Here is a 19,608-nt window from a genome sequence, read left to right as displayed (position 1 = left end):
GTAACGCGCGGGTCACACGCGCGGTCGGGTCATCGGGCGGCAGCGGCGGTGGCGGGCTCCGGCTCCACGGCCTTCGCGGGGCGGGCGATCCGCCGTGCCTCCCGGGCCAGCGCCGGGGCGCAGATCCACCAGGCGATCAGCCCGGCTCCCGCACCGGCCATCGCCCCGGCAGCGGTGTCGCTGAGCCAGTGCGCGTGCAGCCACGTACGGCTCCACATCATCACGAGGGTGAAGGCGGTGCCGCCGATCCACCACGCCCGGCGCCGGGCCGCCGGCACGAGCACCGCTCCGACGATGACCACGAGGAGGGCCGCCCCGGCCGCGTGACCGGAGGGGAAGGAGCCGTGGTCGACCCGGACGAGGGGATGGGCCGGGCGCGGCCGGTCCACGAGATGCTTCAGGCCCTGGACGACCAGCATGTTGCCGGCCATGTACACGGCGAACACGAAGCCCGCGGACACCCAGCGGCGGCGGACGAGCAGGAAGATCAGCAGGGCGATCGGCACGACGACCCCCAGGGGGCCGCCGAACCAGTTCAGGGCCGAGGCGACCGCGGAGTAGAGCCCCTCGTGAGGCCCGCCCATCCACGTCAGCCAGCGATCGTCCAGCCCCTGGAAGGGCGGCCGGACCACGTCCCCCCGCACGACGAGCGCGAGCGCGGCGGCGGAGCCGAGCAGCGCGAGCCCGAGGACACCGGCGCGCCGGATGCCCGCGTCCGCCACGGTACGACGTGCTTCGGATCTGGCGGGAGGGGTGGCGGGGATCGTGGACATGACGTGCTGCCTTTCGCGGGGCTTCAGGTGGTGAGGGGAAGGAGGAGTGGCGGGTAGGTCGGGGATGAGGGGTCGCCCGGGTGGAGCGAAGGGGGCGCGGGTGGATTCCGCGCCCCCTTCGATGCCGGAATCCGGCTATGCGGTGAGGTGGTGGGTGAGGAAGGTGACGGATTCGGTGACGATGTCTTGGATGTCGGGGGATCCGAGGAAGATGTGGTCGGCGTCGGGGACGGGGCGCAGGGTGGCGTGGCCTCCGGCCTGGGTGAGGGCGGTGGTGAGTTGTTCGCTCTGGCTGTAGGGGACCAGTCCGTCGTGGGTTCCGTGGATCAGGAGGAACGGGGGAGGGTTGGAGCCCTCGGTGGCGTAGGTGACGGGGCTTGCGGCCTTGGCCAGGGCGGGGCGGTCGGTTTCGGTGCCGCCGAGGAGGGCGGTGTAGGGGTCGGGGAACTCCATGCCGCCGGGCGTGGGGGGCATGGCGGGCATGGGGTGGTCTGCGAGGGTGGTGAGGTCGGAGACCCCGTACCAGTCGACGACCGCCAGCACGTTGGTGTCTCCGTCGGCGACGCCGTGGGTGCCTTCCAGGGCGGTCGCCTCCGGGGTGTGGGGGCCGGTGAGGCCTGCGAGGGCGGCGAGGTGGCCGCCGGCGGATTCTCCCCAGACGCCGATCCGGTCGCCGTCCAGGCCCAGGGTGGATGCGAACTTGCGGATGTAGCGGATCGCGGCCTTCACGTCGTGGAGCTGGGCGGGGAAGGGTGCCTCGAGGCTGTGCCGGTAGTCGATGGAGACCAGCGCGAGGCCGGCGGCCGTGACGGTGCCGTGGAGGAGTTCGGCGGGGACGGTGGGCGGCGGGTAGCGGCGGTCGCCGTCGAGCCAGCCGCCGCCGTGGATCCACACCACCACCGGGAACGGTCCCTCGCCCGCCGGGACCCGCACGTCCAGCAGTCGCGGCCGGAATCCCGGGGTCGTCGCGTACGTCACCCCGTGGAAGTGCCGGACCCCTTCCGCGTCCGTGACCGGTGCCACCGGCGCCAGGAACGGCGGAGGCGGCCACGTCATATCAGCCATGTCGAAGGCAGGGGCGGGAGTGGGAGGGGATTGCGTCATTGCGGCTCTTCTCCGTACGGCAGGGGAGGCTTCGCGTGATCGTGGTCGCACCAGCGATGTGATTACACGTGTAATCAATGACTGTAGCCACGCGTTTCCACCCACCACAACCCCCTGTGGCCTGACCTTTTAGGACGGACCGGGGGTGCGGGGGCGGGGGCCGTGGGTGTGGGGCGTAGGCGGGGGCGCAGGTACGGGGTGGGCGCGGACGGGGGTGGACGGGAGCGGGGCTCAGCCTCCCGCCACGCCCCCCGGCCGGATGATCGTGACCCCGCGCCCCGGCGCCGTACCCATCGCGGCGAGTGCGGCGGGCGCCGCGTCCAGCGGGATCGTGGCCGTGACCAGGAGGTCCGGCCGCAGTGCTCCGGAGCGGACCAGTTCCATCATCGGCGGGTACGCGTGCGCCGCCATTCCGTGGCTGCCGAGGATCTCCAGCTCCCACCCGATGACCCGCTCCATCGGCAGCGCCGTGGCCCCCTGCGCCGTCGGCAGCAGTCCGACCTGTACGTGGCGTCCGCGCCTGCGCAGCCCCGCCACCGATGCCGCCGCCGTCGCAGGGGAACCCAGGGCGTCGAGCGACAGGTGCGCGCCGCCGCCCGTCAGCTCCCGCACGGCCTCCGCGGTATCGCCCCGGGCCGGGTCCACGCCGTGCGCGGCGCCGAACTTCCGGGCCAGTTCCAGCGCCCCGGGCGCGGTGTCCACGGCCACCACCCGTGCCCCCGCGGCCACGGCGATCATCACGGCCGACAGCCCGACACCACCGCAGCCGTGCACCGCGACCCATTCGCCCGGCGCCACCCTGCCCTGTGCGACGACGGCCCGGAAGGCCGTCGCGAACCGGCAGCCGAGTCCGGCCGCCGTGTCGTACGAAAGCTCCTCCGGCACGGCCACCAGGTTCACGTCGGCGTGCTCCAGGGCCACGTACTCGGCGAAGGATCCCCAGTGCGTGAACCCGGGCTGCGTCTGCCGGGCGCACACCTGGTGCTGACCGGCCGCGCATTCTGCGCAGCTCCCGCACGCGCAGACGAACGGGACCGTGACCCGGTCCCCGGGCCGCCAGCCGGAGACTCCCGGACCCACCGCCTCGACCACGCCGGCCAGTTCGTGGCCGGGTACGTGGGGCAGCACGATGTCCGGATCGTGGCCCATCCACCCGTGCCAGTCGCTCCGGCACAGCCCGGTGGCCTCGACCCGCACCACCGCCCCGCCGACGGCCGGAACCGGATCGGCCACTTCGCGTACCTCGGCCCGTTCCCCGTACCGCTCGAAGACCACAGCGCGCACGCCGACCACCCTTTCCTCACGCCCACTTGTCCGGCTCCGATCCCCGGTGCGAAGCTCCCGGGACCACCGCACACACCATCAGGGGGAAACCATGACCCGCAAGCGCGCCACGGCCGCCGCCGTCTCCGTCCTGCTCGCCCTCACCGTCACGGCGCTAGGGGCGAGCTCCCAGGCCTATGCGAAGGCCGCGGGGGACAAGAAGGTCGAGGTCATCAAGTAGGAGGGCGGGTGCGGGCATCGGTACGGGTACTCCGAAACCCGTTGCCACCGGAAGTGCCCGCGTACGATCCTCCGGAGATGAACCTTCCCCAGCCGGTGATCACATCGGATGACCTGACCCTGCGGCGTTTCGATGGGGAGGCGGACCTTCCGGAGCTCTTCCGGCTCATCGAGGAGTCGCTGGAGCACCTGCGGCCCTGGATGCCCTGGGTCGCCGAACACAGTCCGGCCCGGACCGCCGAGTTCCTGGCCGGGCGGGCGGAGCTCTGGGAGAGCGGCGAGCAGTGCAGCTACGCGATCCTGCTGGACGGGGCGATGGTCGGCACCTGCGGGCTGCACCGGCACGAGGACACCCCCGAGGGCTGCCGCGAGATCGGCTACTGGCTGCACCCCGCCGTCACCGGCCGGGGCGTGGCCACCCGTAGCGCCCGCGCGCTGGTCGAACAGGCCTTCCTGCTGCCCGACGTCGACTGCGTGGAGATCGTCCACGACCCGGCCAACCGCGCCAGCGCCGCCGTCCCGGCCCGGCTCGGCTTCACCGAACACCTCCGCCGCCCGGCGGAAGCCCTCGCCCCGGCCGAGACCGGCGAACTCCAGATCTGGCGGCTCACCCGAGAGCAGGCGAAGGTCCTGCTCGCGGCCGAGTCCTCCTGAGGGCAGGGCCTGCGCCCTACCCCTTGGCCCGTCCCAGTGCGAGGTCCGCGAGGGCTTCGGGGGCGCCCGGCTGTTCGCGGATGCCGGGGAATGCGTTGACGTCCACGATCAGCGGGGCGCCGTCGGCCGTGGCGATGATGTCCACGCCGTAGACGTCCAGGGCGAAGACCTCCCCGACCCGGCGGGTCAGATCGGCCCAGCCCGCCGGGAGCCGGGGCAGCGGGAGGGTCGGGCCGCGGCCCTCCGGGGAGAGTTCGGAGCGGCGCAGGGCCGCGAAGACCTGGTCGCCGATGGCCCACAGCTTGTGGTCCCAGCCGCTGTTCGGGGCGAACTCCTGCACCACCACCGGCTCCTCGGACCAGCTGCCCGTCAGTTCCCCGAGGGCCGCGGTCCCGTCCACCCGGGCCACGAGGTCCGCCCGGCGGCTGTGCCGGCTCTTGACGACCACGGGGGAGCGCATAGGGGCTCCGGCCGCCCACTGGGCGAGCGTGGCGAAGGTACGGGTTCCGGCGAACGGGAGTCCGGCCCGTACGGCCAGCTCCGCCATCAGCGTCCGGTCCTGGCACAGCGTGGTCGCCGCGGCCGAGTTCACCACGGGGGCCCCGCGCTGCTCCAGCCGCCGGGCGAGGTCCAGCCCGCGCGGGGTGTGCGCCTTGAGGAGGTATACGTCGGCCAGCGCGCCGGCGGGTTCGTCCGCCGAGCCGGGGTCCAGCGCCTCGACCTCATGACCGGCGGCCCGCAGCAGTTCGGCGGCCGCCGACAGCAGCGGATGCCCGGGGTTGTCCGTGATCAGGCCGATCCTCATACGGCCTCTCCCGCCGAAGCGCCGGTGGCGGCCGTGGCCGTAGCCGTAGCGGTAGCCGTCGCGCCGGGCGCGGAAGCCGCGGTGGCCTGCAACGGGATCGACAGGGGTACCGGTCCCGGAACGGGCGCCGACACCGGGGCCGCTGCCCAGGACGGGGGAGCGGTGGAGTAGCCGGAGCCGCCGGCCCGCGCGAGTCCGAGTACCGCTCGGGCCACCCGCGCGGCCGCGTCGGGTACCTGACGGAAGCTGGGGAAGTCGTTCACGTCGACGACCACCGGCCCTTCGGGACCCAGCAGTACGTCCAGCCCGTACAGATCGAGCCCGTACACCTCCCCGACCCGCGCGCCGATCTCCGCGATCTCGGCGGACAGCGGGACGAGGCGCTCCGGGACCGGGCAGTCCGGGTACAGCGGAGAACGGCGCTCGGTGGCGAAGAGTTCCCCGCCGACCGCGTACACCTTGAGGTCGGTCCCCGAGTTCGGCACGTACGGCTGCGCGATGAGCATGCCCTCGCCCGCCAGCTCGGGCAGCATCGCGGTCAGCTGCTCCGGCGAGGACACCAGGTGGACACCGCGCCCCGAGCTGCCGTCGGCGGGCTTGACGACCAGCGGGTACTCCGAGTCCGGGATCTCCGCCAGGAGTTCCGGTCGGGCCGCCGCGTAGGTGGTCGGCAGCGGCAGGCCCCGGCCGCGCCCGATGGCCGCGGCCAGCGCCTTGTCCCGTACGCCCCGGATCGAGCGGGCGTCGTTGACCGTGGTCATCCCGGCCGCGGCGGCGGCTTCGAGCAGGGTCAGCCCCGGCCCGCCGGACACGGTTTTGAGCACCCAGGCGTCGTGGTCGCCGGAGCCCACCGCCGCGCTCATCCGCAACAGCGAACCACCGGGCCGCACCACATCCACCTGATGGCCCCACGCCGTGAGTTGCCGGACCACCTCGTTCGGCATGCCGTCGTGGCGGTAGTGCTCCTCCACCAGGAAGCAGAGCTTCATGGACCTTCCCCATATTCCCCGGACGTCCGCCGATCCCGTCCGGCGAGTTGTGACGTCACAGGATGTCATGGACCGCAATGTGATGATCGGTCCGTGTGGGCAGGGCCCGCCAAGAGCCCCCCGCGAGCCCTGCCGCCCCGCCGCAGCGGGAGGGGGGCATCTCGGAGCGTGAGATTCGCCGCTGGGTCAAAACGGTATGGAAGATTCTTTAGCGGTCATAAATGAGTAGGAAATCTGTCAGGAGCTGTCCAAAAGGATCAGCAACTCTCCTATAGTGATGCCTCGTTGCCAGGAACCTTCCCCTCCATTTCCGCCCGGTATGAGGCTTTGATTGATGACGGCGTCGCCCTCCCCCCTTCGCCCCTCCGTGCTGGCCCTGCTGATCACCGCAGCCGCCGGTGGCGCGCTCACCACGGCGGCGGTGGCCGCGGCCCCGTCGTCCATCGGCACCCCCCTCGCCTGGTTCTTGGGCGCGGGCGTGCTGCTGCTCGCGGTCGCGGCCTTCGCCGTGACCTGGTCCTCGCGCACCGCCCGGGTCCAGCGCAGGCGGATATCCGGCCTCGGCGCCGAACTCGCCGCCCGTGACGGGCACATCGCCCGGCTGACCGCCGACGCGGCCCGCGACACGGCCGCGCGCACCGCCGAACGCGCCCGCCTCTCCGCCGACCACGCCGCCGCACTGGAGCGGCTGACCGGCGATCACGCGGCCGTGCTGGAGCGGCTGACCGGCGATCACGCCGCCGAACTCGACGGCCTCACCGCCGCCCAGAACGCCTCCCGCGAGCGGCTCGGCGGCGAACTGCGCCGCGCCGAGTCGGGCCGGGCCGCCGCCATGGCGGCCGCCGCCAACGCGGCCGGCCGGATGCAGGCCCTGGCCACCGGGATGCTCGCCGACCTCCGCGAGATGGAGCACCGGCACGCAGACGAGGACGTCCTCACCGACCTCCTGCACCTCGACCACCGCACCGCCCAGGCCGGCCGCCTCGCCGACTCCATCGCCGTTCTCACCGGGGCCCGTTCGGGCCGCCGCTGGGCGAAGCCGATCGTCATGGAGTCCATCCTGCGCGGGGCGATGGGCCGCATCGGCGGCTACCAGCGGGTCCGGCTGCACTCCACCAGCGAGGCGGCCGTCGCCGGGCACGCCGCCGAGGGCGTCATGCACGCACTGGCGGAACTCCTCGACAACGCCGCGAACTTCTCCCCGCCGACCGCCGAGGTCCACGTCTACGTGGAGGAGGTGCCGGCCGGGATCATCATCACCGTCGAGGACAGCGGCCTCGTCATGAGCGAGGTCCAGCTGCGCCGCGCCGAACAGGCCGTGACCGCCGAATCGCTGGACCTGGCCGGGCTCTCCGGCACCCGGCTCGGCCTCGCGGTCGTCGGCCGGCTCTCCCGCAAGCACGGACTGACCGTCTCCTTCCGGCCCTCCGCACGCGGTGGTACGGGCGCGCTGATGATGCTCCCGCAGGAGCTGATCAGCCACGGTCCCGCCGAAGCCCCGACGCCTGCCTCGACCCCGACCCCCGCCCCCGCGATACCGGCCCGGGCCACCGCCCCGGCCGCCGAGCACGAGGCGGAGGCCAAGCCCGAGCCCGAGGCCGTCCACTCCACCGCCGCCGGGCAGGCCGCGGGAGCCCGCGCGCAGGACCGTACGCCCGCCGCGGGCACCGACCCCCGGTACGGGTACGGGAACGGGTCCGCGCCCGAGGCGGCCTCCGAGGCCTACGAGCCCTCCGAGTCCGAATCCACCGGCGAGCACCCCGAATTCGGCGACAGCGGCCTGCCCCAGCGCCGCCGCGGCCGGACCCTGGCCGCCGCACACCCGGCGGGACCCGACGCCCCCGGCCCCCAGGCCCGTACGGCGGCCGCGCCCACCGGGGCCTCCCGGTCGGCCGCCCGCTTCGGCAGCTTCCGCCAGGCCGTCCGCGCGGCCGGAGCACCGGGCGCCACCGGCAGTGGCCCCGGCGAGCCCGCCGAAGAGCAGCAGTCAGCGCACACCACAGCCCCGGAAGGCGAAACGCGATCATGACCGGCTCCACCACCGACGAGACGCTCAACTGGCTCCTGGAAGGCCTCCTGGAACGCACCCCGGGCGCCCGCCACGCCCTCGTGCTCTCCCGCGACGGCCTCAAGCTGTGCCGGACGCCCGAGCTCTCCGTCGACCAGGCCGACCAGCTCGCCGCGATCGCCGCCGGCATCCAGAGCCTGTCCCACGGGGCGTCCATCGAATTCGGCGACGGAACCGGCGGCGTCCGCTCCGCCATGACCGAGTTCTACGGCGGGATCCTGTTCATCGTCGAAGCCGGCGAAGGGGCCCACCTCGCGCTCGTCGCCACCGAGGACGCCGACGCGGGCCTCGTCGGCCACAACATGTCCGAACTGGTCGAGCAGCTCGGCGAACACCTCATCGCCAGGCCACGGGGATGAGCAGGCCGAGGCCGGGCCGGGACGATTCCCCGGACCGGCTCTACACCCTCACCGGTGGCCGCAGCCGCTCCGGATCGGACGTCTTCGACCTGGTCACCCTGATCGTCGCCGAGTGCGACCCGGTGCCCGGCATGCAGTCCGAGCACGCGGCCATCCTGCGGATGTGCCGGTTTCCGACGGCCGTCGTGGAGATCGCGGCCGAGCTCGGGCTGCCCGTGTCGATCGTACGGATCCTGCTCGCCGACCTCCTCGGCACCGGCCGGATCAGTGCCCGGCATCCGCGGTCGGCGTACTCGGCGCACGCGGCGTACAGCCTTCCCGACCCCGACATCCTGGAGCAGGTGCTCGTTGGACTCCGCAATCTCTGACGCGACCATCCCCGGCGCCGTCCCCGCGCCGGAGGCTGCGCCGGACCAGCCCCGCACCGCCCTGAGCAGCACCGCCGACAACGGTCTGAAGATCGTCATCGTGGGCGGTTTCGGCGTGGGCAAGACCACCATGGTCCGTTCGGTCAGCGAGATCCGCCCGCTGAACACCGAAGAGACCATGACCAAGGCCGGCGAGGCCGTGGACGACGTCGACGGAGTCGCCGGGGTCGCCGGGAAGAACGCCACCACCGTGGCCTTCGACTTCGGCCGCATCACCCTCGACGCCCGCAACGTGCTCTACCTCTTCGGCGCCCCCGGCCAGGAACGGTTCTGGTTCCTGTGGGACCGGCTGTTCTCCGGCACCCTGGGCGCCGTGGTCCTCGTCGACACCCGCCGGCTCGCCGACTCCTGGTACGCCATCGACCGCTTGGAGCACCACGGCACCCCCTTCGTCGTGGCTTGCAACGACTTCGGCGGACCCGAGCACACCCCCGAGCAGATCCGCGCCGCCCTCGACCTGCCGGCCGACGTCCCCCTCGTGTTCTGCGACGCCCGCTCCCGCGAGTCCAGCAAGCACGTACTCATCTCCCTCGTCCAGCACCTCCAGACGGCGGCCGCCGCCGGCGGTATGCCGAGCGCCTCGCCGAGCGCCCCGTCCACGACCCCGGAGCCCGCCCCGTGACCTGCCCCGCCGCCCCCGAGCACCAGCCCGTCTACCTCGGCGGCCCACGGTTCCAGACCGACCCCGTCGAGCTGTACCGGGAGATGCGCCGCGACCACGGCGCCGTCGCCCCGGTCGTCCTCGACGGAGACGTACCGGCCTGGCTGGTCCTCGGCTACCGCGAACTGCACCAGGTCACCAGCGACCCGGTGCTCTTCTCCCGGGACTCCGACCTGTGGAACCAGTGGGACCGCATCCCGGCCGACTGGCCGCTGCTCCCGATGATCGGCCGCAAGCAGCCGTCGATCCTCTACACCGTCGGCGAACGCCACCGCGAGCGGGCCGCCGTCATCTCCGAAGCCCTCGAAGCCGTTGACCCCTTCGAACTCAAGGGCCACGCAGAGCGGTTCGCCGACGAACTCATCGACGAGCTCTGCGGCAAGGGCTCCTGCGACATCGTCGGCCAGTACGCGATGCTCCTGCCCCTGCGCGTCCTCGCCCGCCTCTACGGGTTCTCCGACGACCAGGGCCCCGGCCTCGTCACCGCGATGAACGACATGATCAACGGGCGGGAGGGCGCGCTGGAGGGCCAACGCCACCTCGCCGAATCCATGATCGCCCTGCTCGCCGCCAAACTGGCCGAGCCCGGCACCGACGTGGTCTCCCGGATGCTCGCCAACCGGGCGGGCTTCACCGTGGAGGAGGTCGCCCAGGACCTCATGGTCATGATGGCCGCGGGCCACCAGCCCACCGCCGACTGGATCGGCAACTCGCTGCGCCTCATGCTCACCGACGACCGCTTCGCCGCCTCCCTCGCGGGCGGCCGGCACAGCGTCGGCGAAGCCATGAACGAGGTGCTGTGGGAGGACACCCCCACCCAGAACGTGGCCGGCCGCTGGACCTCGCGCGACACCAACCTCGGCGGACAGGCCATCGGCCGCGGCGACCTCGTCCTGCTCGGCATCGCGGCCGCCAACGGGGACCCGCACGTACGCACCGACGCGGGCGCCCTCACCGGCGGCAACAACGCCTTCTTCTCCTTCGGGCACGGCGAACACCGCTGCCCCTTCCCCGCCCAGGAGGTCGCCGAGGTCATCGCACGCACCGGCATCGAGGTGCTCCTCGACCGGCTGCCCGACGTCGACCTCGCCGTCCCCGCCGGGGAGCTGACCCGCCGCCCCTCGCCGTGGCTGCGCGGACTCACCGAACTTCCCGTGACCTACACACCGACCCCCGCCCTTGGAGCCACCCGATGACGTGCCCGATCGATCACACCGGCCCCGCGCCCATCACCCTGGACCCCTTCGTCGCCGACCTCGACGCCGAGAGCGCCGCGCTGCGCGCCGCCGGACCGCTGGTCGAGGTCGTCCTGCCCGGTGACGTCCGCGTGTACGCCGTCACGCACCACGCCGAAGCCCGCAAGCTGCTCACCGATCCCCGGATCGTCAAGGACATCAACGTGTGGGGCGCCTGGCAGCGCGGCGAGATCCCCATGGACTGGCCGCTGATCGGCCTCGCCAACCCCGGCCGCTCGATGCTGACCGTGGACGGCGACGAGCACCGCCGGCTGCGCACCCTGGTCGCGCAGGCCCTGACCGTACGCCGGGTGGAGAAGCTGCGGGCCGGCATCGAGGCGCTGACCACCGGCATGCTCGACAAGCTGGCCGCGCTCCCGTCGGGTGGGACGGTGGACCTCAAGGCGCAGTTCGCGTACCCGCTGCCGATGAACGTCATCAGCGACCTGATGGGCGTGGACGCCGAGGAACACCCGCGCCTCAAGGCCCTGTTCGAGAAGTTCTTCTCCACGCAGACCCTGCCCGAGGAAGTCCCCCAGATGATGGCGGACCTCGGCGCGCTCTTCTCCCGCATCGTGGAGTCCAAGCGCGAGAACCCGGGCGACGACCTCACCAGCGCCCTCATCGAGGCCTCCGAGGACGGCGACCACCTCAGCACCGAGGAGATCACCAACACCCTCCAGCTGATGGTCGCGGCCGGTCACGAGACCACCATCAGCCTGATCGTCAACGCGGTCGTCGCGCTGGAGACCCACCCCGAGCAGCGCGCGCTCGTCCTCAAGGGCGAGGTCCCGTGGGAGGACGTCATCGAGGAGACGCTGCGCTGGTCCACCCCGACCTCGCACGTCCTGATCCGCTTCGCCGCCGAGGACGTGGAGGTCGGGAGGCGGATCCTGCCCAAGGGCGCGGGCCTGATCGTCTCCTTCGGCGCGATCGGCCGCGACGAGGCCCAGTTCGGCGAAACGGCCGGGGAGTTCGACGCCACCCGCACCCCGAACCGCCACATCTCCTTCGGCCACGGCCCCCACGTCTGCCCCGGCGCGGCCCTCTCCCGCCTGGAAGCCATCGTCGCCCTCCCGGCCCTGTACGCCCGCTTCCCCGGCCTTACCCTCGCGGTCCCCGCGGACGAGCTCCGCAACAAGCCGATCCTGACCCAGAACGACCTCTTCGACCTCCCCGTCCACCTCGCCTGACCCCCGGCCGCGCCCCCGCCCGGGTCGGGAGGGGGCGCAGCGGCCGTTAAATCGGATGTGCGTACGGGGGAGCCTTGTTAGGTTCACCGTGTGCCGAAGCTGAATCAGATCATCGCAGTCGAAAAGGGCGTCAAGTCCAAGGCCCTCCAGGAGCTCACCCAGGCTCACCAGGACGTGCAGAAGCCCGCCCTGCTGGCCGGCATCTCCCGGACCTATCAGCCCAAGGACGAGGAGGGGGAGCAGCTGCCCCCCGAGTCCACCCGGGTGCAGATCAAGGCCGAGGACGCGCTGCGGGCCACCGCGGGGACGCTGACGCGGCTCTTCGACGTGACGGCGACCAAGGACTGGGCGAACCGCACGGCCGTCGCGGACGTGGTGGTCGACGGCACGGTGCTGCTGCCCCAGGTGCCCGTGCCGTACCTGCTCTTCCTCGAGAAGCAGCTCACCGACCTGCACACCTTCGTACGCAAGCTGCCGGTGCTCGACGCCTCCGAGTCGTGGAACCTGGACCCTTCGACGGACTCCTGGAAGACCGACCCGGTCCGGACCATCCGCACGAAGAAGGTCCCGCGCAACCACGTCAAGGCCGAGGCCACCGAGAAGCACCCGGCGCAGGTCGAGGTGTACTACGAGGACGTGGCCGTCGGCTACTGGACCACGGTGAAGTTCTCCGGCGCGCTGCCCGCACGGCGGGTCAACGAGCTCCTCGACCGCGTCGAGAAGCTCCAGCAGGCGGTCAAGTTCGCCCGCGAGGAGGCGAACAACTCCGAGGTGACCGACCAGCGGGTCGGTGACGCGGTATTCGGCTACCTCTTCAGGTAGCCCCACATTCGCCCTCCGTCGCGAGCGGGGGGTGCGCGATGAGCGCAAGCTGAAACTGATGTTGAAGCTGATAAAGGGGTGTCAGTTGGGGGTTCGAATCCCTCCCCCCGCACCACGTGCGGGGGTGGCCCAAGCCTGGCAGAGGCGGCCCCGTGAAACTCAGATTCTCGCTCCAGTCTCAGTATTCGCCGCCGAACACCGGATCGACCGAGCGCGGGCGAACATCGACGGATGGGGGTTCAAGTCCCCCCGGCGCCTCTCTCGTGGCGCTGTAGTTCAACGGCAGAACACGTCGATCTCAAAATGATCCGCGGCTCTTAAACGCCGCCGGTGTGCGCAAATGGGTGGCAAACTGGAGCCCGGGAGCTGGACATGCTCCCGGGCTCCGTCACGTTCGCGGACCGGTTTGCGGACGCGACTCGGGGTGGCGGTTACGCGGCCATCGGGACCGATACGAAGGTCGTGCCCGACTCGTTCTCCACCAGCACCGACTGGACGTCCGCCGGGTCCACCGCCGCCGAGCCGTCCAGTGCGGCGCCCTTGCCCTCGCCGTGCTCGGCCATGCCGACCACCCAGCCGCCCGCGGTGGTGCGCGTACCGTCGCGGGAGACCACGACGATGCGGCAGCGCTGGCCCGCCGGGACCCCCGTCACCGCCGCGTGCACCCGTACCCACTTCGCGGCCGGAGTCACCTGTACGGTCATCCGCGCGCCCGTGCCCGCATCCGTGGCGGAAGCCACCTTGGTCCCCTCCACCGGCGCCGAAGGCCGGGCCGAAACCGTCGGCGTGGGCTGCGGGGGCAGCGCCTCGCTGCGCGCGCCGCCGCCACCCAGCTGGGTACCGGCGAAGAACACCGCCGTCAGCGACGCCGCCACGGCCAGTCCCGTCAACGCCGTACGACGCCTGCGCGCCCCCGCGGCCTCCTGCCGCATCTGCCGCAGCGTGCGCTGGAGCAGCAGGTCACCGCCCTGGGGCGGACCGTCGAGAAAGGCCTCGGGCGGCACCTCGCCCAGCGCCGCCTCCATTTCGCGCAACGCGGTCACCTCCTGCCGGCACTGCACGCAGCCCTCCACGTGCTCCTCGACCCGGCGGACGTCCGCTGCGTCCAGGACGCCGAGAACGTACGGGCCGAGCAGTTCCTCCTCGTGCCGCTGCCGGTTCATGCCACCACCTCCTGCAGTCCGCCGGGCTGCTGGGACGGCCTGCCCGTTCGTTTGCTTTCGCCGAAGACTTCCCGCAGTGCCTTCAGCGCGTAGTGCGAGCGCGATTTCACCGTGCCCGCCGGGATGCCGAGGGTGTCCGCGGCCTCGGCGACGCTGAGCTGGCGGTAGTACAACTCCGTCAGCACGTCCCGGTGTTCCGGCGAGAGCCGGTCCAGGGCGCCCAGCACGGTCATGGCGTCCACCACCGCGTCCGCGTGGTCGGCCTCCACCGGGGGATGGGCCGGCGAGCCGGAGACCTCCGGCGGCCGCGCCGCCTTGGCCCGGTACCGGTCCGTGATGATGTTGCGGGCCACCGTGAGCAGCCAGCCGCGCACCGAGCCCTTCCCGTTGACCAGGACCTCGGAGTGGCGCCAGGCCCTGATCAGGGTCTCCTGGACGATGTCCTCGGCCGCGGCCCGGTCCCCGGTCAGCCGGGTGGCGTACGCGAGCAGCGCATGGCCGTGCTCCTCGTACACCGACTTGATCAGTGCTTCGTCGGTAGAGCCCCGCCGAGTGCGGGGCCACAGTGGTCCGGCCATCTCACCCTCTCCGTCTTCCTCGCTTACGTGGTGCGGTCGGAACACGCCACCCGCCCGGCTGCGGTTCACGTGACCTGCGTCACGTACGTGGTGGATGTCCGGTTCCGGTCAGGTCCGGCAGACCCGGTCCTGGTTGAGGCAGTCCACCAACTGGGCCATCCGCGTGTCGGTCATCACGTTCACGAACATCGCGTGGTCCGTCTTCGGACTGTGCAGCTGCTCGGGGAAGGAGTCGAGCGCGACCGGCACCCCGGGCGGCACCTCGTAGGCGAGGGAGATCCGCAACTCGGGCACCGGGAAGGTGCCCTGCGGGCAGACCCCGCCCGCGGCCGGGAAGAGCAGGTGCGAGCGGTGTCCGGGGCTGGTGGTGTCCAGGCCGTTCCAGCAGCTGGGAAAGGCGAGGGTGCGGGTGAGGCGCTCGCCCGCGGGGCAGCGGGGATAGCGGGTGGTGGAGCGGTCGGGGGAGCCCGAACACCCCCAGCGGGCCCGTACGTCGGCGTCGGAGTCCGCAGTGAAGGCCACCGCGTCGCCGGTCATCGCGTTCAGGAAGCGGGGCATGGCCACCACCTTGCTCACCGGGCTGCCGAGGAACTCCACCGAGACCGAGGCCTCCGGGACGATCTCGCCCGCGTTGCCGTGGCCCGCCGAACCCTCGTGCGCATGCGTGCCCGGCCGGTCCGTGCGGCGCAGCACCGGCCAGTAGTACGCGGAACGGTCGCCGCCCACGCAGCTGGTGGCGGCCGTGTCCAGCGAGGCATCGGTGGAGAAGGCGTCCGTGGAGAGGTTCCCGACGTAGGCGTGCGTGTGGTGGGCGCCGGAGCGCAGCCCGGGCGAGACCACCAGGTTGTCCTCGTTGTAGTGCCCCTCGGCGTCGCGGCCGCACTCCACCGACATCCGGCCCGTGGAGGCGTCGGGGCCGCCGGTGCGGGGCTCGGCGGGCGACGGCGGGACCTTGCGGATGTCCACGAAGTCCCCGGGCGCCGGACCGGCGCCGGCTGCCGCCGGTGTCCGCGGGCCGCCCACCCGCGCGGCCCCGAGCACGGCTGCGAGCAGCCCGCCGCCCAGCACCAGGCAGATCAGCAGCGTGAGCAGTCGGCGTTCGTTCCCCATGTGGGTCACGGTTGCCGCCCGCCGCCGCCTGCGTCAACCTCGCGTCCGAAGGGCGGGCACCGGGCGCGCTCCGGTGACCGGAACCGGGTCCCGACCGGCCGGTCCGGTGCTTGTCCGGCGGGTGCGGACCGCGCAGAGTACCCGTATGACTCCCGACGATCTCTTCCGGGCCTTCGCTCGCACCCGTGCCTCCCTCGACGGCGGCGAGGTCGCCTTCTGGTGGACCGGAGACATCCACGCCTGGGCCCCCGGCGAGCCCTACCGGCGCCTCTTCGGCTTCGAGGGCCTCAACATGGCTCGCCTGGTGGAGGACGAGGCCCCGGGGGCCCACCAGCTGCTCACCCGCGAGGCCGCGTTCTACCTGGACCCGCAGAGCCGGGAGATCCTGGAGACCTGGCAGGACAAGCCGGTGGTGCACGTCTGGAACGACCCCGCGAACCAGCGGTGGCGGCCCTTCCCGGTCCCCATGACCGAACTCGGCGACCAGGTCTGCTTCAGCCTGGAGATCCCGCTCGCCTACCCCTCACCGCTGCCGGTCGCCCAGTACCCGCAGAGTTCGGCCGAGGACACCTACCGGGCCCTGGAGCTCTTCCAGTTCTTCGCCCCGGCCTCCGTGCTGACCACCGACGCGCCCAGTGTCCCGGCCACCATGTCCTGGACCCGGATGTCCCCCTGGCTGCCGTGGATGGAGCAGGGCCAGCGCCCCGGCGGCCTCACCTTCCACTGTCGCGGCCGCAAACTCGGTTCCTACGAGGAGGTCCCGGAGCGCACCCGCGCGTACATCGCCGCCCACCACCCGGAGTTCGCCCACGCCCCGGAGAAGTGGACCGAGCCGAACGAGACGAGCTGGACGTACTTCCGAAAGCTCAATCCGCCGACGACCAGCTGATCCGAAGGCCCGGGGCGCCCGGAGCCCCGCGGTCAGCCGTCGGCCGCGAACCGGTCGAGGGCCCGGAGCACGTGGTCGCGCGTGGTCGCGTCGCCCAGGTGCCCGGCGTCCTCGACCACGACGAGCTCCGATCCGGGCCAGGCCCGGTGGAGTTCCCACGCCGTGACGAGCGGGCTGCCCATGTCGAGCCGGCCGTGGATCAGCACCCCCGGGATCCCGGCCAGCCGGTGGGCCCCGCGCAGCAGCGCGCCTTCCTCGAGCCAGGCGCCGTGGGAGAAGTAGTGCGCGCAGATGCGCACGAAGCCGAGCCGGGCCGCCGGCGGGCGGCCGGTGTAGGGGAGGGCGGCACCCTTGGTCTCGCCGGACAGCACCGCGTCCTCCCAGGCGCACCAGTCGGCCGTGGCCTTCTCCCGTACCGCCTCGTCGGGGTGTTCCACGAGACGGGCGTAGGCGGCGACGGGGTCCGCGTCGCGCGGGATGCCGCCGGCTCCGTCGAGGAAGCGTTGCCACTGCTCGGGGAAGTACCGGCCGACGCCCCGGTAGAGCCAGTCGGTCTCCGAGCGCCGGGTGCTCGTGACGGCGGGGACGACGATCTCGGACACCCGCTCCGTGTGCCGCTCGGCGTAGGCCAGGATCAGGGTGGACCCCCACGAGCCGCCGTACAACAGCCAGCGGTCGATGCCCAGATGTTCGCGCAGCCGCTCCATGTCGGCGACCAGGTGCCAGGTGGTGTTGTGCCGCATGTCGGTCGCCGGATCGCTCGCGTGCGGGGTGCTGCGGCCGCAGCCGCGCTGGTCGAACAGGACGGTGCGGTACCGCCGCGGATCGAAGAACCGGCGTGCCTGCGTACCGCATCCCGAACCCGGCCCGCCGTGGACGACGACCGCCGGTTTCCCGTCCGGATTGCCGCACACCTCCCAGTACACGAGGTTCCCGTCGCCGACGTCGAGCATGCCCCGGTCGTAGGGCTCGATCGGTGGGTACAACTCGCCCACTTCGGGACCTCCTCGTCTCTGCGTGTCGTCCGTTCCGCCACCCTACGACGCTGCGCGCGGCCGGTGTGAGGACCGGGGGAGGGCCAGGTGAGGACCAGGTGAGGGGGCCGCGAGGGGGCCGACAAGGGTTTTCCCCCTATCGCGTTCATCTCGGCGTTGCCTACTGTCTGCCCACCGGCGATCCTCCCCGTCCGAACTGCCCCCGCGCCCACCCCACATGGCGCGAAGCCCTAGGCCGGATGTTGCCGGAGCCACCGTTGCCCCGCCCCGACGTCGCGGCGGGCAACGTGGCGAGCAGCGGTGGCCGGGCGGGCTTGACCAGCCCGTTCCGGTCCCGCGGCCGCCGGTTCACCTCCCACACTGCACCAACCGGCCGACGCGGCCCGCCCCGCGACGGCGCTCGAAAGGGAACACGTGCACGCATCAAGAAGCAGGCTCATATCCGTGGTGGCGATGTCCGTCACCCTGCTCGCCGGAACCGCCACGACCTCGATGGCGCTGTCCGCCGCGGATCCCTCCCCTGCCGCGCAGACCCCCGTCGCCGCCGTGGCTCCCGTCGGGGCCGCCCCCGTCGAGAACCTCATCGTCGGATACAAGTCCTCGGCCTCCGAGGCAAGTTCCAACGACGCGGCCGCCGCCGACGCGACCGCCAAGGGCAAGAAGGCTTCCAAGAAGGCGAAGTTCGAGCGCCGCCTGGGCACGGGAGCCGCCCTCGTCAACCTGGGTGGTTCCACCGCCCCCTCCGACGCGGCCGCCGTCATGGCCCAGTTCCGCGCCGACCCCGACGTGGCCTACGTCGAGCCGGACTCCCGCGCGTACGCCATGGCCGTCACCCCCAACGACACCGAGTACGCCAAGCAGTGGGACCTCTTCGAGCCCGCCGCCGGCATGAACGTCCCGGCGGCCTGGGACAAGACCACCGGCTCCGGCGTCACCGTCGCCGTGATCGACACCGGCTACGTGGCCCACTCCGACGTGGCCGCGAACATCGTCGCCGGCTACGACTTCATCTCCAGCTCCTCCGCCGCCCGCGACGGCAACGGCCGTGACAACAACCCGGCCGACGAGGGCGACTGGAGCGCCGCCGAGGAATGCGGCACCGGCTCCAAGGCCAGCGGCTCCTCCTGGCACGGCACGCACGTCGCCGGCACCATCGCGGCCGCCACCAACAACGGCAAGGGCGTCGCGGGCATCGCGTACGGCGCGAAGATCCAGCCCGTGCGCGTGCTCGGCAAGTGCGGCGGCGCCACCTCCGACATCGTCGACGCCATCACCTGGGCCTCCGGCGGCTCCGTCGCGGGCGTCCCGGCGAACGCCACCCCCGCCAAGGTCATCAACATGTCCCTCGGTGGCTCGGGCGCCTGCACCGCCACCTACCAGAACGCGATCAACGCGGCCGTCGGCCGCGGCACGACCGTCGTGGTGGCCGCGGGCAACAGCAACGCGGACGCGGCCGGCTTCTCGCCCGCCAGCTGCAACAACGTGATCAACGTGGCCTCCACCAACCGCGTCGGCGACCGCTCCTTCTACTCCAACTTCGGCGCGATCATCGACGTCGCCGCCCCGGGCGGTGAGACCCGCCGCGCCACCGACACGCCCGGCACCGTCACCACCCCCGAGAACGGCATCCTCTCCACCCTGAACGACGGCGCCACCACCCCCGGCGCCGAGATCTACAAGCCGTACCAGGGCACCAGCATGGCCGCCCCGCACATCGCGGGTCTCGCCGCACTCGTCGTCGCGGCCAAGCCCTCGCTGACCCCGGCCCAGGTCGAGGCGGCCATCAAGGCCAACGCCCGTGCGCTGCCCGGCACCTGCACCGGCGGCTGCGGCACCGGTCTGGCCGACGCGGCCGCGACGATCAACGCCGTGACCTCCGGCCCGGTCACCCCGACCTTCGAGAACACCACGGACTTCGCGATCGCCGACAACGCGACCGTGGAGAGCCCGATCACCGTCAGCGGGGTGACCGGCAACGCCCCGGCCACCCTCAAGGTGGGCGTGAACATCGTGCACACCTACATCGGTGACCTGAAGGTCGACCTCGTCGCCCCCGACGGCAGCGTGTACACCCTGCACAACCGCGCCGGCGGCAGCGCGGACAACATCAACCAGGTCTACACCGTCAACGCCTCCTCGGAGGTCGCCAACGGCACCTGGAAGCTCCGGGTCAACGACAACGCCGGCGGCGACATCGGCAAGATCGACTCCTGGAACCTCGCCTTCTGAGCGGGATCCCCACCTCGCCCCCAGTGCGACTGACGGGGCGATAGTACGGA

20 protein-coding genes are annotated in these 19,608 nt (G+C 72.3%); 11 read left to right on the top strand and 9 right to left on the bottom strand.

Annotated elements, in window-relative coordinates:
- Nucleotides 1-29 precede the first annotated feature (29 nt).
- From OG490_RS02195 to OG490_RS02185, 3 genes are all read right to left on the bottom strand, one after another.
- Nucleotides 30-773, bottom strand: a complete 744-nt coding sequence (locus tag OG490_RS02195; RefSeq protein ID WP_330294563.1) for a phosphatase PAP2 family protein — start codon at nt 771-773, stop codon at nt 30-32.
- 135 nt (nt 774-908) lie between these two features.
- On the bottom strand, nt 909-1,838 hold the full coding sequence (locus OG490_RS02190) for an alpha/beta hydrolase (RefSeq protein WP_330294562.1): 930 nt from the start codon (nt 1,836-1,838) through the stop codon (nt 909-911).
- Nucleotides 1,839-2,108: 270 nt separating this feature from the next.
- The gene (locus tag OG490_RS02185) at nt 2,109-3,161 is read right to left on the bottom strand and encodes a zinc-dependent alcohol dehydrogenase family protein (protein ID WP_330294561.1); all 1,053 of its coding nucleotides are present in this window, start codon (nt 3,159-3,161) and stop codon (nt 2,109-2,111) included.
- A gap of 91 nt (nt 3,162-3,252) precedes the next feature.
- On the opposite strand from OG490_RS02185, the gene OG490_RS02180 reads away from it, so the two are divergent.
- Together OG490_RS02180 and OG490_RS02175 are read left to right on the top strand one after the other, a co-directional pair.
- Entirely contained in the window at nt 3,253-3,381 is a 129-nt protein-coding gene (locus OG490_RS02180; RefSeq protein WP_330294560.1) for a hypothetical protein, read from the top strand.
- Between the two features lie 77 nt (nt 3,382-3,458).
- On the top strand, nt 3,459-4,034 hold the full coding sequence (locus OG490_RS02175; RefSeq protein ID WP_330294559.1) for a GNAT family N-acetyltransferase: 576 nt from the start codon (nt 3,459-3,461) through the stop codon (nt 4,032-4,034).
- A 16-nt stretch (nt 4,035-4,050) separates the two neighbouring features.
- Here the strand turns inward: OG490_RS02175 and OG490_RS02170 are convergent, their stop codons facing one another.
- Both OG490_RS02170 and OG490_RS02165 read right to left on the bottom strand, forming a co-directional pair.
- The gene (locus tag OG490_RS02170; protein WP_330294558.1) at nt 4,051-4,839 is read right to left on the bottom strand and encodes an ATP-grasp domain-containing protein; all 789 of its coding nucleotides are present in this window, start codon (nt 4,837-4,839) and stop codon (nt 4,051-4,053) included.
- The gene (locus OG490_RS02165) at nt 4,836-5,828 is read right to left on the bottom strand and encodes an ATP-grasp domain-containing protein (protein ID WP_330294557.1); all 993 of its coding nucleotides are present in this window, start codon (nt 5,826-5,828) and stop codon (nt 4,836-4,838) included. The genes OG490_RS02170 and OG490_RS02165 overlap by 4 nt, the downstream gene beginning before the upstream one ends.
- A gap of 334 nt (nt 5,829-6,162) precedes the next feature.
- Between OG490_RS02165 and OG490_RS02160 the strand changes: the two genes are divergently transcribed.
- From OG490_RS02160 to OG490_RS02130, 7 genes are all read left to right on the top strand, one after another.
- Nucleotides 6,163-7,857: an ATP-binding protein gene (locus OG490_RS02160; RefSeq protein ID WP_330294556.1), complete on the top strand. Its 1,695-nt coding sequence runs from the start codon at nt 6,163-6,165 to the stop codon at nt 7,855-7,857.
- Nucleotides 7,854-8,255, top strand: a complete 402-nt coding sequence (locus OG490_RS02155) for a roadblock/LC7 domain-containing protein (RefSeq protein WP_215035734.1) — start codon at nt 7,854-7,856, stop codon at nt 8,253-8,255. The genes OG490_RS02160 and OG490_RS02155 overlap by 4 nt, the downstream gene beginning before the upstream one ends.
- Nucleotides 8,252-8,623, top strand: a complete 372-nt coding sequence (locus OG490_RS02150; RefSeq protein ID WP_330294555.1) for a DUF742 domain-containing protein — start codon at nt 8,252-8,254, stop codon at nt 8,621-8,623. The genes OG490_RS02155 and OG490_RS02150 overlap by 4 nt, the downstream gene beginning before the upstream one ends.
- Nucleotides 8,604-9,305: a GTP-binding protein gene (locus OG490_RS02145; RefSeq protein WP_443065735.1), complete on the top strand. Its 702-nt coding sequence runs from the start codon at nt 8,604-8,606 to the stop codon at nt 9,303-9,305. Before OG490_RS02150 ends, OG490_RS02145 begins: the two co-directional genes overlap by 20 nt.
- Complete coding sequence (locus OG490_RS02140; RefSeq protein WP_330294554.1) at nt 9,302-10,540, top strand: cytochrome P450; 1,239 nt, start codon at nt 9,302-9,304, stop codon at nt 10,538-10,540. Before OG490_RS02145 ends, OG490_RS02140 begins: the two co-directional genes overlap by 4 nt.
- Nucleotides 10,537-11,772 carry a cytochrome P450 family protein gene (locus OG490_RS02135; RefSeq protein WP_330294553.1) on the top strand — a complete coding sequence of 412 codons (1,236 nt, stop codon included), beginning with the start codon at nt 10,537-10,539 and terminating at the stop codon, nt 11,770-11,772. The genes OG490_RS02140 and OG490_RS02135 overlap by 4 nt, the downstream gene beginning before the upstream one ends.
- Nucleotides 11,773-11,862: 90 nt before the next feature.
- A complete protein-coding gene (locus OG490_RS02130; RefSeq protein WP_330294552.1) occupies nt 11,863-12,594 on the top strand; it encodes a DUF7873 family protein in 732 nt (243 codons plus the stop codon).
- Nucleotides 12,595-13,025: 431 nt separating this feature from the next.
- Here the strand turns inward: OG490_RS02130 and OG490_RS02125 are convergent, their stop codons facing one another.
- The 3 genes from OG490_RS02125 to OG490_RS02115 all read right to left on the bottom strand — a co-directional run bounded on the left by OG490_RS02125 (nt 13,026) and on the right by OG490_RS02115 (nt 15,445).
- Nucleotides 13,026-13,757, bottom strand: a complete 732-nt coding sequence (locus OG490_RS02125) for a zf-HC2 domain-containing protein (RefSeq protein ID WP_330294551.1) — start codon at nt 13,755-13,757, stop codon at nt 13,026-13,028.
- Complete coding sequence (locus OG490_RS02120) at nt 13,754-14,335, bottom strand: sigma-70 family RNA polymerase sigma factor (RefSeq protein WP_330294550.1); 582 nt, start codon at nt 14,333-14,335, stop codon at nt 13,754-13,756. The genes OG490_RS02125 and OG490_RS02120 overlap by 4 nt, the downstream gene beginning before the upstream one ends.
- Nucleotides 14,336-14,443: 108 nt before the next feature.
- On the bottom strand, nt 14,444-15,445 hold the full coding sequence (locus OG490_RS02115; protein ID WP_330294549.1) for a DUF1996 domain-containing protein: 1,002 nt from the start codon (nt 15,443-15,445) through the stop codon (nt 14,444-14,446).
- 145 nt (nt 15,446-15,590) lie between these two features.
- Between OG490_RS02115 and OG490_RS02110 the strand changes: the two genes are divergently transcribed.
- A complete protein-coding gene (locus OG490_RS02110; RefSeq protein ID WP_330294548.1) occupies nt 15,591-16,334 on the top strand; it encodes a DUF1838 family protein in 744 nt (247 codons plus the stop codon).
- A gap of 32 nt (nt 16,335-16,366) precedes the next feature.
- Here OG490_RS02110 and pip read toward each other — a convergent pair whose 3' ends face one another.
- Nucleotides 16,367-17,329 (bottom strand): prolyl aminopeptidase, encoded by a 963-nt coding sequence (gene pip, locus OG490_RS02105; RefSeq protein WP_330294547.1) that lies wholly within the window; start codon nt 17,327-17,329, stop codon nt 16,367-16,369.
- A 453-nt stretch (nt 17,330-17,782) separates the two neighbouring features.
- On the opposite strand from pip, the gene OG490_RS02100 reads away from it, so the two are divergent.
- On the top strand, nt 17,783-19,558 hold the full coding sequence (locus OG490_RS02100) for a S8 family peptidase (RefSeq protein WP_330300739.1): 1,776 nt from the start codon (nt 17,783-17,785) through the stop codon (nt 19,556-19,558).
- The last annotated feature ends 50 nt before the right edge of the window (nt 19,559-19,608 follow it).

This window comes from Streptomyces sp. NBC_00503, assembly GCF_036346895.1.
GTDB lineage: Bacteria > Actinomycetota > Actinomycetes > Streptomycetales > Streptomycetaceae > Streptomyces.
Note: the sequence above shows the minus strand (reverse complement) of the source record. Positions and strands in the feature narration are given on the sequence as shown.